Origin of the sequence: Kineococcus gypseus, from assembly GCF_050871305.1 — a bacterium.
GTDB lineage: Bacteria > Actinomycetota > Actinomycetes > Actinomycetales > Kineococcaceae > Kineococcus > Kineococcus gypseus.
The window spans coordinates 31,639-46,991 of record NZ_JBJLRD010000029.1 but is presented as its reverse complement, the minus strand read 5'-3'; the positions used below and the strand labels follow the sequence as shown (position 1 = coordinate 46,991).

Sequence of the window (15,353 nt, the reverse complement as noted above, 5' to 3'; positions counted from 1 at the left end):
CGTCAGCGCCCGACGGGCACGACCAGCTCCACGGCGGCCTCGACGGCCAGGCGCGGGGAGGTGAGCACCGGCACGTGCAGGTCGCGCAGCAGCGGCGCGGCGCCGACCATGCTCGCCTGGGCCAGGACGACGACGTCCACCGGCGGCTGCAGCGCCCGCACCGCCCGGCGCACCGCGTCGGCCACGCCGGTGGCGTAGGTCACCAGGTCGCCGGACTCGAAGGCGGACCAGGTGTCCGGGCAGCGCACGTCGACCAGCTCGACGTCGCGGCCGGTGGCGTCGGCCGACTCGCGCAGCAGCGGGCGCAGCTGGTCGGCGGCGCCGTCCAGGGAGCTGACGACCGCGATGCGCCGCCCGGCCAGCACCGCGGCCTCGGCCATCGGCCGGTCCACGCGCAGCACCCGCACGCCCAGCTCGGCGCCGACGCGCTCGGCCTCCCCGCCGGTCTCCGAGCAGGTGCCCACGACCACGTCGGCGCCCTCGGCGACCAGGCGGCGCAGCCGGTCGGCGAGCGCACCGCGCACCGCGGCGGTGCCGCGCTCGCGCGCGGAGGCCAGCAGCCCGGTGTCCACCAGGTGCCGGTCCTCGACGGTGTCGTCACGCTGACCCAGCAGCTCGCGGAAGGTGCGCACGTGCGCGTGGGCGGTGTGCAGGAAGCCGACGGTGGGCACGCAGGGAGGATGCCAGCCCGCGGCGCCCGGGGGCAGGGGCGTCGCACGATCGACACACTCCCCCACCCGCACGGCCCCGGCGGCTGGCCGGACCCTCACCCGCGCGGCGCAGCCGCGTCCAGCCGGCGCAGCGCCTGGCGGGCCACCTCGCCGTCGGTGGTGGGCCAGAAGCCCGGCAGGCTCTGGCGCAGGAAGCCGCCGTAGCGGGCGGTGGCCAGCCGCGCGTCGAGCACGGCGACGACGCCGCGGTCCTCGGCGGCGCGCACGAGCCGGCCGGCGCCCTGCGCCAGGCGCACGGCCGCGTGCGCGGCGGAGACCGACAGGAACCCGTTGCCGCCGGCGGCGTCGGCCGCGCGCGCCCGCGCCGCCATCAGCGGGTCGTCCGGGCGCGGGAAGGGGATGCGGTCGATGACGACGAGCTGGCAGCTGGGGCCGGGCACGTCCACGCCCTGCCACAGCGACATCGTCCCGAACAGCGAGGTGGCCGCCTCGTCGGTGAAGCGCCGCACCAGGCGCGGCAGGCGGTCCTCGCCCTGGCACAGCACGGTGCGCCCGGTGCGCGCGCGCACCGCAGCGGCGGCCTCCTCGGCGGCGCGGCGCGAGGAGAACAGCCCCAGGGTGCGCCCCCCGGCGGCGTCGAGCAGCGCGGCCAGCTCCTCCAGCACCGCCTCGGGCGTGCCCGCGCGGCCGGGCGCCGGCAGGTGGCGGGCGACGTAGAGGATGCCCTGGCGGGCGTAGTCGAAGGGGCTGCCCACGTCCACGCCCGTCCACGCGCCCTGCTCGCGCGCGCCGGCGCGCAGGCCGAAGGCGCCGGCTACCGGCTCGAAGGAGCCGCCCAGGGTCAGGGTGGCGCTGGTGGCCACCACGGTGCGCTCGGTGAAGACCCGCTCGCGCAGCAGCCCGGCCACCGACAGCGGCGCCACGTGCAGGGACGGCGCGCGACCGCCCGGCCCACCGCCGCCGCCGACCCAGGCGACGTCGTGCTCGGAGCCCGCGGCGAGGCGCTCGGCGACGGTGAAGACCTCCTGCACGGCGGCGCGCGCCAGGTGCCGGGCCCCGCGCGACTCCGCGTCCTCCTCCTTCGCCGCGCCCTCGGTGGCGGTGCGCAGGTCGCTCAGCGCGGTGCGCGCGCCGTCGCGCACCGCGGTCACGGCCGCGGCCAGCGCTCCGGGCCAGCGCTCCAGGCGCCCGGGGGGCGCCTCCTCCAGCGCCGCCTCCAGCGCGGCCCCGGCGTCCTCCAGGGCCTCGCCGACCACGCCGGAGGAGCGGCGCAGCCGGCGCGCGGCGGCGGCGACGACGGCGCCGGAGAGCTCGGCGGTGGCCACGGCGGTGACGCGGTCCGCCAGCTCGTGGGCCTCGTCGACGACGAGGACGTCGTGCTCGGGCAGCAGCTGCCCGGAGCCCTCCAGGGCGTCGATGGCGGTCATGGCGTGGTTGGTGACGACGACGTCGACCTCCCTGGCCCGGGCCCGCACCCGCTCGGAGAAGCACTCGGCGGCCACCGGGCAGCGCTGCGCGCCCAGGCACTCGCGCGCGGAGACGGACACCTGCCGCCAGGCGCGGTCGCTGACGCCGGGGTCGAGCTCGTCGCGGTCGCCGGTGCGGGTGCGCGCGGCCCACTCGCGCAGCCGCACCACCTCCCGGCCCAGCCGGCCCGCGTCGGGCGCACCCGCGCCGGGCGCGTCGGGAGCGGGGGCGGCCACGTCGAAGAGGGCCGCCTCCTCGGCGGGGAAGCCGCCGTCGAGCTTGTTGCGGCACGCGTAGTTGGCGCGGCCCTTGAGCAGCTCCCAGGTGGGCTCGCGCCCCAGGGCGGGCGCCAGCGCCCGCGCCAGGCGGGGCAGGTCGCGCTCGACGACCTGCGCCTGCAGCGCCAGGGTGGCGGTGGTGACGACCACGCGGGAGCCGGCGTGCACGGCGTGCGCGACGGCGGGCACCAGGTAGGCCATGGACTTGCCGGTGCCGGTGCCGGCCTGCACGAGCAGGTGGCGCTTGTCGCGCACGGCGCCGGTGACGGCCTGCGCCATGCGGGCCTGCCCCTCGCGGTGCTGCCCGCCGAGCGCGGCCACGACGGCGTCGAGCAGGTCGGCGGCCTCGGGCCCGTCCACCTCACCGCCGTCGCCGCCGGCGGCCCCGCCGGGCGCGTCGGCCCCGCCGGGCCCGCCGGTCTCCACGGGGGCGTCCTCGTGGACCTGCTCGGTGCTCGGCGCGCTCACCGGCACATCCTCGCCGACGCCGCCGACACCGGCGGACGCCGTCCACGCGGCGGCGCGGCGCGGCGCCGTCCACACCCCCGCCGCGCGCGCGGTCGCCCGCACGCGCGAGCGCCGGCGGCCGCGGGTGCGGCCACCGGCGCTCGGCGCAGGGCTCAGGCGCGCGCGGCGCTGAGCCGGTACGGCTCCAGCTCGGCCGCCAGGCGCGGACGCACCCGCGCGAGCAGCCGGGTACCGGTGCCGGTGTGCTCCTCGGCGAGGACCTGACCGGTGGTGTGCACGCGGTGGACCAGCTCGCCGCGGTCGTAGGGCACGCACACCTCCAGCTGCACGTCCGGCACGGGCAGCTCCTCCGCGAGGCGCTCGCGCAGCCGCTCGATCCCCTCGCCCGTGCGGGCGGAGACGACCACGGCACCGCGCTCGCGCGCCAGCAGCCGCTGCAGCACCTCGGGGTCGGCCACGTCGGCCTTGTTGATCGCGACGAGCTCGGTCACCTTGTCGGCGCCGACCTCGGCGAGCACCGAGCGCACCGCGGCCAGCTGGCCCTCGGGGTCGGGGTGCGAGCCGTCGACCACGTGCAGGACCAGGTCGGCCTCGCCGACCTCCTCCAGGGTGGAGCGGAACGCCTCCACCAGCTGGTGCGGCAGCTGCCGGACGAACCCGACCGTGTCGGCCAGCGTGTACGGGCGCCCCTCGGGCGTCTGCGCGCGCCGGACCGTGGGGTCCAGGGTGGCGAACAGCGCGTCCTCGACGAGCACGCCCGCCCCGGTGAGGCGGTTGAGCAGCGAGGACTTGCCGGCGTTGGTGTACCCGGCGATGGACACCGACGGCACCGCGCGCGCCACGCGCAGGGAGCGCTTGGCGTCGCGGGCCGTGCCCATGCCGCGGATCTCCCGGCGCAGCTTGGCCATGCGGGAGCGGATGCGGCGGCGGTCCAGCTCGATCTTCGTCTCACCGGGACCGCGCGAGCCGATGCCGGCGCCGCCGGCGACGCGGCCACCGGCCTGGCGGGACATCGACTCGCCCCAGCCGCGCAGGCGCGGCAGCAGGTACTCGAGCTGGGCGAGCTCGACCTGCGCCTTGCCCTCCCGGCTCTTGGCGTGCTGGGCGAAGATGTCGAGGATCACGGCCGTGCGGTCGACGACCTTGACCTTGACGATGTCCTCCAGCCCGCGGCGCTGGGACGCGGACAGCTCCCCGTCGCACACCACGGTGTCGGCGCCCTCGGCGGCGACGAGGTCGGCCAGGGCGGCCGCCTTGCCCGCGCCGAGGTAGGTGGCCGGGTCGGGGGTGGAGCGGCGCTGCAGGACGCCGGCGAGGACGTCCGAGCCGGCGGTGGCCGCCAGGGCCGACAGCTCCTGCAGGGAGACCTCGGCCTCCTCGCGGCTGGAGCCGGCGCTGGACCACACGCCCGCGAGGACGACGCGCTCCAGGCGCAGCTGGCGGTACTCGACCTCGGTGACGTCGGCGAGCTCGGTGGACAGCCCGGCGGCGCGGCGCAGGGCGCGGCGGTCGGCCAGGTCGAGCTGGTCGCCGTCGTAGTCGCTGCGCCCGGCGTCGCTGCGCTCGGCCCGGGACCCGCCGTCGAGGTCCACGGGGTCGTGCCGGGGGGAGTCGTGCCGGGCCGGTTCGCGGTCCGCGCCGTCGTGCCCGGCGAGGATGCGGGCCAGCGCGCGGTCGAAGTCTGCGTCGCGGTCCACGGCGCGGGGGGCGTCCTGCGCGCTGGTGCGCACGTCGTCCCCGGTGCCGGTCGGCGACGGCTGCGTCGCGGACGGCTGGACCGGCGAAGAGCGGTGGTTCATGGACCTCCCAGGTCGTGCTGCCCCTGACGGGCTCGAGGGGACCAGCATCCTCATCAACGACCGCGCGGTCCACGGGATTCCGCGCGGGCGCGTCCGGCGGCGACCCGGCGGCGCCCTACGCTCGGGGCCGTGGCGAGCGCGCGAGCGGACGACGAGCACTACTTCACCGCCCGGCCCGCCTCCCCGGACGAGCGGCGCGAGATCGGCGTCGAGCTGGCCGGCCGGCCGGTGGTCGTCGAGACCGCCCGCGGCGTCTTCAGCGCCGAGCGCCTGGACCCGGGCACCTCGGTGCTGCTGCCGCTGGTGCCCGACGAGCCGGCCGCGGGCGGCGACGTGCTCGACCTGGGCTGCGGCTGGGGCCCGGTGGCGCTGACGCTGGCGCTGCGCCAGCCGCGCCGGCGGGTGTGGGCGGTGGACGTCAACGAGCGCGCCCTGGACCTGGTGCGGCGCAACGCGCAGCGGCTGGGCGTGCCGGTGCGCGCCGAGCTGCCCGACGCGGTGCCGGCCGACGTGGTCTTCGAGCGGGTGTGGTCCAACCCGCCCATCCGGGTGGGCAAGGAGGCGCTGCACGAGCTGCTGCTGCGCTGGCTGCCGCGCCTGGCGCCCGGCGGCGAGGCGCACCTGGTGGTCCAGCGCAACCTCGGCGCGGACTCGCTGCACCGCTGGCTGGACGAGCGGCTGCCGGCGGTGCTGCCGGGCGCGAGCACGGAGCGCACCGCCTCGGTCAAGGGGTTCCGGGTCCTCACCGTCCGGCGCGGCTGAGCGCTCAGGCGGGGACGGGCTCGGCGACCAGCTCGGGCGCCAGGGCGCCGGCGGCCACGAGCACGGCCGGGCCGGTCAGCCACACCGTGCCGGCCACCAGGCTCGAGCCCTCCCCCACGGTGACGACGACCTCCCCGCCGGGCACCTCCACCCGCCACACGTCCGGCGCGCCGGGCCCGGCCCAGGCGCGGGTGGCCAGCGCCGCCGCGCACGCGCCCGTGCCGCACGAGCGCGTCTCGCCCACGCCGCGCTCGTGCACGCGCATGCGCACGTCGCCGATGTCGGCGACGTGGTCGCCGGTGACGTCCACGGCCAGCAGCGGCACGACGAGCTCGACGTTGGTGCCGTGCGGCGGTTCGGGCTGCACCTGCGGGGCGTGCAGCAGGTCCGCCTCCTCCAGCTCGCCCTCCTCGGCGAGGGCGACGACGGTGTGCGGGTTGCCCAGGTCCAGGGAGAGGGCGGGGCGCACCACGCCCAGGCCGGCCACGGAGACCAGCGCGTCCGAGCCGTCCGCCAGGGCGCGCTCGCCGCCGCTCAGGCGCCACGGGCCCATGTCGGCCGTCCAGCGCCCGTCGGGCTCGCGGCGCAGGCGCTTGACGCCCGCGCGGGTGCCCACCGCGAACCAGCGGCCGTCGCCGGCGCCCGCCGGCAGCAGGTCCTCGCGCAGCAGGAACTCGGCGAAGACGCGCACGCCGTTGCCGCACATCTCGGCGATCGAGCCGTCGGCGTTGCGGTAGTCCATGAACCACTGCGCCTCGCCGGCCAGCGCCGCGCCCTCGGGCAGCGCGTCGCAGCGCACGACCCGGATCAGCCCGTCGGCGCCCAGGCCGGCGCGGCGGTCGCACACGCGCGCCACGACGGCCGGGGACGGCTGCCAGGCGCCGCGCGGGTCGGCGACGAGGACGAAGTCGTTCTCGGTGCCGTGGCCCTTGACGAAGCGCACGCCCTCGGTGGTGCTCTCGCTCACGCGGCCGACTCTACGGCCAGCACCTCCAGCACCCGCCGGGCCAGCTCCTCGGGCTGCGCGCCGTCGGGGGCGGGCACCCAGCGCACGCGCGGGTCGCGGCGGAACCACGACTCCTGCTTGCGCGCGAAGCGGCGCGTCAGGCGCGCGGTCAGCTCCGCGGCCCCCTCCTCGGTGCTCGTCCCGTCCAGGGCGTCGAGGACCTGCGCGTAGCCCAGGGCGCGCGAGGCGGTGGGCCCGGCGCGCAGGCCCCGCTGCGCCAGGGCGCGCACCTCCTCGACGAGCCCGGCGTCCCACATGCGCCGCACCCGCGCGTCGATGCGCGCGTCGAGCTGCTCGCGCGGCACGGCCAGGCCCACCTGCACGGCCGGGCGCGCGTAGCGCTGCTCGGGCAGCGAGGCGGCGAACGGCCCGCCGGTCAGCTCGCCGACCTCCAGGGCGCGCACGAGGCGGCGGCCGTTGCTGGGCAGGATGCGCTCGGCCGCGCCCGGGTCGCGCGCGGCCAGCTCCGCGTGCAGGCGCTCGGGACCCACCTCGGCCAGGCGAGCCTCCCAGCGGGCGCGCACCGCCGCGTCGGTGCCCGGGAAGCGCATCTCGTCCAGCGCGGCGCGCACGTACAGCCCCGAGCCGCCCACGAGCAGCGGGGTGCGCCCGCGGGCGGCGACGTCGTCGAACGCCGCGCGCGCCAGGCGCTGGTAGGTGGCCACGTCCGCGCCCTCGGTGACGTCCAGGACGTCGAGCAGGTGGTGCGGCACCCCGCGCATCTGCGCCGCGCTCAGCTTGGCGGTGCCCACGTCCATGCCGCGGTACAGCTGCATGGCGTCGGCGTTGACGACCTCCGCCCCGCCGGGCAGCAGCTGCGCCAGGGCCACGGCCACGTCCGACTTGCCCGAGGCGGTGGGGCCGACGACCGCCACGACCGGGGCGGCGGCCGCGCCCTCGCGCGGTGACCTGGACTGGACCACGCGCCGATGGTGGCAGAGAGTGGGCGCTGCACGGACGCGAGGACGGGAGGAGACGCCGTGGGCACCATGAAGTACCTCGGGCTGAAGCTCGACGAGGCGGTCGGGCAGGCGCGCGTGGCCGCCGAGCAGGCGCGCACCCGCGCCGGCCAGTTCGCCGGCCAGCACTCCCAGCAGGCCGACACGGTCATCCGCAGGGCGACGACCTTCCTCAACGAGCGCACCGAGGGCCGCTACGCCGGCCCCCTGGAGCGCGTGGAGCGGGTGGCGCAGACCGGCTGGCAGCGCGCCGCGGGCGTGCGCCCCGGCTTCGACGGCTGGGGCACGCCCATGCGCGGGGGCACCCGCACCGAGGGCACGCCGATGTCCGGCCCCGTCCGCTGAGCGGCACGGGTCGCAGGAGGAGGAGCAGGTGAGCATCCCCACCCCCGCGCCGGGACCGCTGGAGCCGCCGGTCCCGCCCAGCCCGGTGCCGCAGCCGGGCACGCCCGGCGAGCCGCCGCTGCCGGAACCGGGCCCGGAGCCCGGGCCCGGGCCGGGACCGGGCGTGCCGCCGCTGTGAGCGCTCCCTGAGCACTACGTGAGCGCTCCCTGAGCGCGACGGGGGCGCTGCGCGAGGCACGAGGGCCCCGCACCTCGCGGTGCGGGGCCCTCGTGCTGCTCGGCCGCCGGGGTCGTCGTGGCGCTCAGCGCCTCCTGATCGTGGGCAGGCCCAGGCCCACCGGGCGCGGGCCGGCCGGGGCCGCGTCCGCGGCGGCCGGGCGCGCCTGCCGCGCCTCCCACGCGTCGCCGGCGCGGGTGCGGCGCACGGCGAAGGCGTCGGTGGCGTCGGCCTCGAGGTAGTGCGGGGCGCCGCGGCTGATCGTCACGGTCGCCACGTCGCCCGGGCGCGGGGCCTGCGCGCCCCCGGGCAGCGAGAAGTGCACGAGGCGGTTGTCCGGGGCGCGCCCGGACAGCCGGCGGGTCTCGGCGTCCTTGCGGCCCTCGCCCTCGGCGACGAGCACCTCCAGGGTGCGCCCGACCTGCGCGCGGTTCTCCGCGTACGCGATCTCGTCCTGCAGCGCGGTCAGCCGCTCGTAGCGCTCCTGCACCACCGCCTTGGGCACCTGCTCGCCCATGGTGGCCGCCGGGGTGCCCGGGCGCGGGGAGTACTGGAAGGTGAAGGCGCTGGTGAAGCGCGCCTGCTCGACGACCTCCAGCGTCTGCCGGAAGTCCTCCTCGGTCTCGCCGGGGAAGCCGACGATGATGTCGGTGGTGATCGCCGCGTCCGGGATGCGCCCGCGCACCTCCTGGAGGATCGACAGGAAGCGGCTGCGCCGGTAGGAGCGGCGCATCGCCTTGAGCACGCGGTCGGAGCCGGACTGCAGCGGCATGTGCAGGCTCGGCATGACGTTGGGCGTCTCGGCCATGGCGTCGATGACGTCGCTGGTGAAGCTGGAGGGGTGCGGGCTGGTGAAGCGGACCCGCTCCAGGCCGGCGACGCCGCCGGTGGCGCGCAGCAGCTTGCCGAAGGCGAGCTTGTCGCCGAACTCCACGCCGTAGGTGTTGACGTTCTGCCCCAGCAGGGTCACCTCGAGCACGCCCTCGGAGACCAGCGCCTCGACCTCGGCGAGCACGTCGCCGGGGCGGCGGTCCTTCTCCTTGCCGCGCAGCGAGGGCACGATGCAGAACGTGCACGTGTTGTTGCAGCCCACCGAGATGGACACCCACGCCGCGTAGGGCGACTCGCGGCGCGTGGGCAGCGTGGAGGGGAAGACCTCCAGCGACTCCAGGATCTCCACCTGGGCCTTCGCGTTGTGGCGGGCGCGCTCGAGCAGCGCCGGCAGCGAGCCGACGTTGTGGGTGCCGAAGACGACGTCCACCCAGGGCGCCTTGCGCACGATCTCGCCGCGGTCCTTCTGCGCCAGGCAGCCGCCGACGGCGATCTGCATGCCGGGGCGGCGCTCCTTGACGGGCGCGAGGTGGCCGAGGTTGCCGTAGAGCTTGTTGTCGGCGTTCTCGCGCACCGCGCACGTGTTGAAGACGACGACGTCCGGCTCGGCGGAGCCGTCGCCGGCCTCGTCGAAGCGGACGTAGCCGGCGTCCTCCAGCAGCCCGGACAGGCGCTCGGAGTCGTGGACGTTCATCTGGCAGCCGAAGGTGCGCACCTGGTAGGTGCGCGCGGCGGGCTCGGCGGCCCGCGCCTCGGCCTGGACCGGCGCGCTCAGCGGGCCGGTCGTGCGGGGGACGGTGGGCGTGCTCATCGCGCTCCAGGGTAGGTCACCGCCGGTACGTCACGCTCGGATCACGATGTGCCCACGAGCGTGCCCGTCCGGTGGGCACCGTGCGCGGTACCTGTACGTTCTGGCCGCATGAGTGACCCCTCCGCGGCCACCGGCCCGTCCGGCGCAGCACCCGCGCGCCGGCCGCTGGTGCGGCTGGAGCACGTCGACAAGCACTTCGGCGCCCTGCACGTGCTGCGCGACGTGGACCTGACGGTCGCCGAGGGCGAGGTCGTCGTCGTCATCGGGCCCTCCGGCTCGGGCAAGTCGACGCTGTGCCGCACGATCAACCGGCTGGAGACGATCGACTCCGGCCGCATCACCATCGACGGCGAGGAGCTGCCGGCGGAGGGCAGGGCGCTGGCGAAGCTGCGCGCCGACGTCGGCATGGTCTTCCAGTCCTTCAACCTCTTCGCCCACAAGACGGTGCGCGAGAACGTCACGCTCGGCCCGGTGAAGGCGCGCGGGGCCAGCGCCGCGGAGGCGCGGAAGCGCGCCGACGCGCTGCTCGAGCGCGTCGGCGTGGCGAACCAGGCCGAGAAGTACCCCGCGCAGCTCTCGGGCGGTCAGCAGCAGCGCGTGGCCATCGCCCGGGCGCTGGCGATGGAGCCGCGCGTGATGCTCTTCGACGAGCCGACCTCCGCGCTGGACCCGGAGATGATCAACGAGGTCCTCGACGTCATGACGGGGCTGGCCAGGTCCGGCATGACCATGGTCGTGGTCACCCACGAGATGGGCTTCGCCCGCCGGGCCGCCGACCGCGTCGTCTTCATGGCCGACGGGCAGATCCTCGAGGACGCCCAGCCGGAGACCTTCTTCACCGCGCCGCGGCACGAGCGCGCCAAGGACTTCCTGTCCAAGATCCTCACGCACTGACCCCCGCGCACGACCCCGCGCACGACCCCCGCGCACCACTCCCGCGCACCGACCCACTCCAGGAGGACCCCATGAGGAAGACCCGCGGCGCGAGCGTGGCCGCCACGGTGAGCGCCCTGCTCGTCCTCACCGCCTGCGGCGGTGAGGACGCCTCCACCGGCGAGGCGCCCGAGCCCAGCGTGGAGCCCAGCGCGTCCTTCGAGGCCGGCACGACGATGGCCGAGATCCAGCAGGCGGGCACCATCACCGTCGGCACGAAGTTCGACCAGCCCGGTTTCGGCCTGGCCAACCTCGAGGGCACCCCCGAGGGCTTCGACGTCACGGTCGCCGAGCACGTCGCCGGACAGCTGGGCATCGCGCCGGAGGACATCGAGTGGGTCGAGGCCCCCAGCGCCCGGCGCGAGGACCTCATCGCCAACGGCGACGTGGACATGGTCGTGGCCACCTACACCATCAACGACCGGCGCCGGGAGCGGATCACCTTCGCCGGCCCGTACTACGTGGCCGGCCAGCAGATCATGGTCAACGCGGACAACACGACCATCAACGGCCCCGAGGACCTGGCGGTCAACCCGGACGTGCAGGTGTGCTCGGTGACCGGCTCGACCCCGGCGGAGAACATCCGCCAGTACCTGGCCAGCCCCGACCAGCTGACGACGTTCGAGGTCTACGACGACTGCGTCACCGCCATGCAGAACGGCCAGGTCGACGCGCTGACCACCGACAACGTCATCCTCACCGGCTACGTGGCCGAGAACGAGGGCCAGTTCAAGCTCGTCGGCGAGCAGTTCACCGAGGAGCCCTACGGCATCGGCATCGAGAAGGGCGACACCGCCTTCTGCGAGTTCATCAACGACGCGCTGCAGCAGATGGCCGACGACGGCGCGTACGAGGAGGCCTGGACGTCGACGGCCGGGCAGTACGAGGGCACCGAGGTGCCCCAGCTGCCCGAGCCCGACCCCTGCGTCTGACCCGACCCGGCAGACGCCCCCGCCGCGCGGGGGCGGACGGCGGCCCCGACGACGTGGCCGCCGTCCCCCTCCGCGCCCCACCCCGGGAGGCCCCACCCCGTGGACCCCGTCCTCGAGAACCTCGACCTGTTCGCGAGCGGCTTCCTGCGCTCGCTGGGCATCGCCGCCTGGGGGCTGCTGGGCAGCCTCGTGTGGGGCACCGTGCTCGCGGTCTTCCGCATCTCCCCCGTGCCGGTGCTGCGCGCCTTCGGCGCCTTCTACGTCACGTGGCTGCGCAACACCCCGCTGGCGATCGTGCTGTTCACGATGGCCTTCGGCATCCCCGCCGCGGGCGTGAACCTGTCCTTCTACGCGTTCGGCGTGGTGGGGCTGGTCCTCTACACCTCCGCCTTCGTCTGCGAGGCGGTGCGCTCGGGCGTGGCGACCGTGCCGGCCGGGCAGGCCGAGGCGGCCCGCTCGATCGGCCTGACGTTCGCGCAGACGCTGCGGCTGGTGGTGCTGCCGCAGGCGCTGCGCGCGGTGGTGCCCCCGGTCGGCAACGTGGTCATCGCGATGATCAAGAACTCGGCCGTCGTCGGCGCGCTCGGCGTGGGCGGGGACCTCTTCAGCGTCTACAACCGGCTCACCAGCGCCTTCGGCTACCCGGCGCTGCCCGTCATCACCGGCATGGCGATCGGGTTCCTGGTCATGACCCTCAGCGCGAGCGCCCTGCTGGCCCTGTTCGAGCGGCGCACGGCGGTGGCCCGGTGAGCGCCCCCACCGCCGTCCTCTTCGACGCCCCCGGCCCCCGCGCCCGGCGCCGCACCCTCGTCGCCAGCGTCGTCGCGGGCCTGGTGCTCGCGGTCGTGCTGGTGCTCGTGGCGCTGCGCCTGGCCGAGCGCGGGCAGTTCGACGCGGAGCTGTGGGCCCCGCTGGTCGACCCCTCCGACGAGAACTTCCCCGCCGTGTGGCGGCGCATCGGCGAGGGGCTGGTCGTCACGCTGCGCGCGGCCGCGATCGCGGTGGTTCTGTCCGTGGTCATCGGGCTGGTGCTGGCCGCGGCCCGCCTGAGCCTGGGGCGCTACGGGCGCGTGCCGCTCGTGGCCGTCGTGGAGCTGCTGCGCGGCCTGCCGGTGATCGTGACGATCCTCTACGTCGACGTGCTCATGCGGGCGCTGGGCATCTACCGCGACTCCGAGACCACGCTGGTCATCGCCCTGACGCTCTACAACTCCGTCATCATCTCCGAGGTCGTGCGGGCCGGGATCCTCTCGCTGCCCAGGGGGCAGGTGGAGGCGGGTCTGGCCGTGGGCCTGACCCGCGGGCAGGTCATGCGCCTGGTGCAGCTGCCGCAGGCGGTGCGCGCGATGCTGCCGGCCCTCATCAGCCAGCTCGTCGTCATCCTCAAGGACACCGCGCTGGCGAGCATCGTGCTCTCGCAGATCGACGACCTGGGCCGGGTGGCGGACCAGCTGCGCGGCTTCCTGGACAACCCGCTGCAGACGTACTTCGTCATCGGGCTGATCTACATCGCCATCAACCTGCTGCTCGAGCAGCTGGCCAAGCTGGTGCAGCGACGGCTGGGCGGCGGGAGCCGACGCGGGCGCACCCCCGCCGTCGCCCCGGGCGGCCCGGTGGACGGCAGCGCGGACGCGACCGGCCGGGCGACCAGCACGCGGTTCTGAGGACGGCTCCCTCGACGGCTCCTACCGCTGCCACCGCAGCGGGGGCGGTGAGCAGCGCGGGGACGAGGAGCGCGGGCACGAGCAGCGCGGGGACGAGCTCGATGCGGGCAGGGGCGCCGTGCACCGCTCGGGTGCGCGGCGCCCCTGCGCGCGTCGCCGGGGTGCGGCTCAGATCCCGCCCTCGAGGCTCAGGCGCGTGAGGACCGGGGGCGCCGCGACCAGCTCCCCCAGGCGGGAAGCGCCCTCGGGGGTCTGCCGCCACGCGCGGTAGGCGTCGTCGGCCTCCAGCGACGCCCAGCGCTCCACGAGCACCAGGTGGGTCTCGTCGGCGGTGTCCCGCAGGACGTCCACGCCCAGGTTGCCCTCGAAGGCCCGGGTGGCCTCGAGGGTCTCGGTCAGGACGGCCGGGGCGTCGGCGACGGCCTCGGGCTTCAGGCGCAGTTCCAGCAGGGACGTGATGCTCACGGGTCCTCCTCGTGGGGTGTGCGGGGAGGCTAGCCAGGCACCGGTGCGAGCGCCCGCCGGGATCAGCGCAGCGCCTCGGCGGCCTCGTCGGGCTCGTGGGCCTCGGCGCTCTGGTCGGCCCCGTCGGCCTCCGCGGCCTCGTCCTCGCCGAGCGCCTCGCGCACCAGCCTCACCACCAGGCCGGGCGGGTAGCCGCGCCGGGCCAGCACGCCGGCGAGGCGGCGCTGGCGGGCGGCGCGCTCCAGGCCGCGGCTGGCGGCCAGGGGGCGGCGCAGCAGCTCGCGCGCCGCCTGCTCCTCGGTGGCGTCGTCGACGCCCTCCAGCGCCTCGCGGGCGGTCTGCTCGTCCACGCCCTTGCGGCGCAGCTCCTGCGCCAGGGCGCGCCGGCCGCGGTGGCGGCTGCGCGCGTGCACGTACGCCTCGGCGAAGGCGCCGTCGTCGACGAGGCCGACCTCCTCGAAGCGGTCGAGCACGTCGGTGGCGACCTGCTCGGGCACGTCCTTGGCGGCCATCTTCTCGGCGAGCTGGGCGCGCGTGCGCGGCGCCATCGTCAGCTGCCGCAGCGCGATGGTGCGGGCGACGTCGTGCGGGTCGGCCTCCCGGTCCGGGTTCTCGTCCGGACCGGGGGGCCGCCGACCGCGCGGGTCTGGGCTCAGAACGTCACCGCGGGCTCGGCCTCGGCCTCGGCCGGCGCGTCGAGGCGTGCGCCGATGCCGAGCTTCTCCTTGATGCGCTTCTCGATCTCGTCGCCGAGGTCGGGGTTGTCGCGCAGGAAGGCGCGGGCGTTCTCCTTGCCCTGGCCCAGCTGGTCGCCCTCGTACGTGTACCAGGCGCCGGAGCGGCGCACGAAGCCGTGCTCGACGCCGAGGTCGATCAGGCTGCCCTCGCGGGAGATGCCCTGGCCGTAGAGGATGTCGAACTCGGCCTGCTTAAACGGCGGGCTGACCTTGTTCTTGACGACCTTGACGCGGGTGCGGTTGCCGACGGGGTTGGTGCCGTCCTTGAGCGTCTCGATGCGGCGCACGTCCATGCGCACCGAGGCGTAGAACTTCAGCGCCTTGCCGCCGGTCGTGGTCTCCGGCGAGCCGAACATCACACCGATCTTCTCGCGCAGCTGGTTGATGAAGATCGCCGTGGTGCCCGAGTGGTTGAGCGCACCGGTGATCTTGCGCAGGGCCTGCGACATGAGGCGGGCCTGCAGGCCGACGTGGCTGTCGCCCATCTCACCCTCGATCTCGGCGCGCGGCACCAGCGCGGCGACGGAGTCGATGACGATGATGTCGAGCGCACCGGAGCGGATCAGCATGTCCGCGATCTCCAGCGCCTGCTCACCGGTGTCCGGCTGGGAGACCAGCAGGGCGTCGGTGTCCACGCCCAGCTTGGCGGCGTAGTCGGGGTCCAGGGCGTGCTCGGCGTCGATGAAGGCGGCGATGCCGCCGGCGCGCTGGGCGTTGGCCACGGCGTGCAGGGCCACGGTCGTCTTGCCGGACGACTCCGGCCCGTAGATCTCCACGACGCGCCCGCGCGGCAGGCCGCCGATGCCCAGGGCGATGTCCAGGGAGATGGCTCCCGTGGGGATGACCTCGATGGGCGGGCGGGTGTCGTCGCCCAGGCGCATGACGGAACCCTTGCCGAACGACTTGTCGATCGCGGCCAGGGCGGATTCGAGGGCCTTCTCGCGGTCCGCAGGAGCGGGCATGTCCTCACCTCGGGTAGGGGTGGCCGACAGCTTCGGCCCGGTGTGT

Annotated in this window: 15 protein-coding genes and 1 pseudogene; 7 read left to right on the top strand and 9 right to left on the bottom strand. The window is 76.1% G+C overall.

Annotation, left to right across the window (positions count from 1 at the left end; translation table 11 throughout):
• Nucleotides 1-2 precede the first annotated feature (2 nt).
• From ACRYMN_RS12555 to hflX, 3 genes are all read right to left on the bottom strand, one after another.
• A complete protein-coding gene (locus ACRYMN_RS12555) occupies nucleotides 3-671 on the bottom strand; it encodes an aspartate/glutamate racemase family protein (protein ID WP_432495509.1) in 669 nt (222 codons plus the stop codon).
• Nucleotides 672-766: 95 nt separating this feature from the next.
• Nucleotides 767-2,776: an ATP-dependent DNA helicase gene (locus tag ACRYMN_RS12550; protein ID WP_432495543.1), complete on the bottom strand. Its 2,010-nt coding sequence runs from the start codon at nucleotides 2,774-2,776 to the stop codon at nucleotides 767-769.
• Between the two features lie 260 nt (nucleotides 2,777-3,036).
• The gene (gene hflX / locus ACRYMN_RS12545) at nucleotides 3,037-4,683 is read right to left on the bottom strand and encodes a GTPase HflX (protein WP_432495507.1); all 1,647 of its coding nucleotides are present in this window, start codon (nucleotides 4,681-4,683) and stop codon (nucleotides 3,037-3,039) included.
• Nucleotides 4,684-4,812: 129 nt separating this feature from the next.
• On the opposite strand from hflX, the gene ACRYMN_RS12540 reads away from it, so the two are divergent.
• Nucleotides 4,813-5,445, top strand: a complete 633-nt coding sequence (locus ACRYMN_RS12540; protein ID WP_432495505.1) for a class I SAM-dependent methyltransferase — start codon at nucleotides 4,813-4,815, stop codon at nucleotides 5,443-5,445.
• 4 nt (nucleotides 5,446-5,449) lie between these two features.
• Here ACRYMN_RS12540 and dapF read toward each other — a convergent pair whose 3' ends face one another.
• Together dapF and miaA are read right to left on the bottom strand one after the other, a co-directional pair.
• Nucleotides 5,450-6,412: a diaminopimelate epimerase gene (gene dapF / locus ACRYMN_RS12535; protein WP_432495503.1), complete on the bottom strand. Its 963-nt coding sequence runs from the start codon at nucleotides 6,410-6,412 to the stop codon at nucleotides 5,450-5,452.
• Nucleotides 6,409-7,374, bottom strand: a complete 966-nt coding sequence (miaA, locus tag ACRYMN_RS12530; protein ID WP_432495501.1) for a tRNA (adenosine(37)-N6)-dimethylallyltransferase MiaA — start codon at nucleotides 7,372-7,374, stop codon at nucleotides 6,409-6,411. Before miaA ends, dapF begins: the two co-directional genes overlap by 4 nt.
• A gap of 57 nt (nucleotides 7,375-7,431) precedes the next feature.
• Here miaA and ACRYMN_RS12525 point away from each other — a divergent pair, with 57 nt between their 5' ends.
• Both ACRYMN_RS12525 and ACRYMN_RS12520 read left to right on the top strand, forming a co-directional pair.
• A complete protein-coding gene (locus ACRYMN_RS12525; RefSeq protein WP_432495499.1) occupies nucleotides 7,432-7,755 on the top strand; it encodes an antitoxin in 324 nt (107 codons plus the stop codon).
• Between the two features lie 28 nt (nucleotides 7,756-7,783).
• Nucleotides 7,784-7,933: a hypothetical protein gene (locus ACRYMN_RS12520; RefSeq protein ID WP_432495497.1), complete on the top strand. Its 150-nt coding sequence runs from the start codon at nucleotides 7,784-7,786 to the stop codon at nucleotides 7,931-7,933.
• Nucleotides 7,934-8,057: 124 nt separating this feature from the next.
• Here the strand turns inward: ACRYMN_RS12520 and miaB are convergent, their stop codons facing one another.
• On the bottom strand, nucleotides 8,058-9,614 hold the full coding sequence (gene miaB / locus ACRYMN_RS12515) for a tRNA (N6-isopentenyl adenosine(37)-C2)-methylthiotransferase MiaB (RefSeq protein ID WP_432495495.1): 1,557 nt from the start codon (nucleotides 9,612-9,614) through the stop codon (nucleotides 8,058-8,060).
• Between the two features lie 108 nt (nucleotides 9,615-9,722).
• Here miaB and ACRYMN_RS12510 point away from each other — a divergent pair, with 108 nt between their 5' ends.
• The 4 genes from ACRYMN_RS12510 (at nucleotide 9,723) to ACRYMN_RS12495 (ending at nucleotide 13,143) form a co-directional block, all read left to right on the top strand.
• A complete protein-coding gene (locus ACRYMN_RS12510) occupies nucleotides 9,723-10,508 on the top strand; it encodes an amino acid ABC transporter ATP-binding protein (protein WP_432495493.1) in 786 nt (261 codons plus the stop codon).
• A gap of 71 nt (nucleotides 10,509-10,579) precedes the next feature.
• Nucleotides 10,580-11,479 (top strand): glutamate ABC transporter substrate-binding protein, encoded by a 900-nt coding sequence (locus tag ACRYMN_RS12505; protein ID WP_432495491.1) that lies wholly within the window; start codon nucleotides 10,580-10,582, stop codon nucleotides 11,477-11,479.
• Nucleotides 11,480-11,578: 99 nt separating this feature from the next.
• The gene (locus ACRYMN_RS12500; RefSeq protein ID WP_432495489.1) at nucleotides 11,579-12,229 is read left to right on the top strand and encodes an amino acid ABC transporter permease; all 651 of its coding nucleotides are present in this window, start codon (nucleotides 11,579-11,581) and stop codon (nucleotides 12,227-12,229) included.
• On the top strand, nucleotides 12,226-13,143 hold the full coding sequence (locus tag ACRYMN_RS12495; RefSeq protein WP_432495487.1) for an amino acid ABC transporter permease: 918 nt from the start codon (nucleotides 12,226-12,228) through the stop codon (nucleotides 13,141-13,143). The genes ACRYMN_RS12500 and ACRYMN_RS12495 overlap by 4 nt, the downstream gene beginning before the upstream one ends.
• Nucleotides 13,144-13,311: 168 nt before the next feature.
• On the opposite strand, the gene ACRYMN_RS12490 is transcribed toward ACRYMN_RS12495, so the two are convergent.
• The 3 genes and pseudogenes from ACRYMN_RS12490 to recA all read right to left on the bottom strand — a co-directional run.
• A complete protein-coding gene (locus tag ACRYMN_RS12490; RefSeq protein ID WP_432495485.1) occupies nucleotides 13,312-13,608 on the bottom strand; it encodes a putative quinol monooxygenase in 297 nt (98 codons plus the stop codon).
• A gap of 62 nt (nucleotides 13,609-13,670) precedes the next feature.
• Nucleotides 13,671-14,177, bottom strand: coding sequence for a regulatory protein RecX (locus ACRYMN_RS12485; RefSeq protein ID WP_432495541.1), 507 nt, complete (start codon nucleotides 14,175-14,177; stop codon nucleotides 13,671-13,673).
• A gap of 95 nt (nucleotides 14,178-14,272) precedes the next feature.
• Nucleotides 14,273-15,307: pseudogene (gene recA / locus ACRYMN_RS12480) on the bottom strand (recombinase RecA); the annotation flags it as partial.
• Between the last annotated feature and the right edge of the window lie 46 nt (nucleotides 15,308-15,353).

Coding starts and splice junctions, on each gene's coding strand:
- hflX (WP_432495507.1), bottom strand. CDS start 4,683: ATGAACCACCGCTCTTCGCCGGTCCAGCCGTCCGCGACGCAGCCGTCG.
- miaB (WP_432495495.1), bottom strand. CDS start 9,614: ATGAGCACGCCCACCGTCCCCCGCACGACCGGCCCGCTGAGCGCGCCG.
- ACRYMN_RS12510 (WP_432495493.1), top strand. CDS start 9,723: ATGAGTGACCCCTCCGCGGCCACCGGCCCGTCCGGCGCAGCACCCGCG.
- ACRYMN_RS12505 (WP_432495491.1), top strand. CDS start 10,580: ATGAGGAAGACCCGCGGCGCGAGCGTGGCCGCCACGGTGAGCGCCCTG.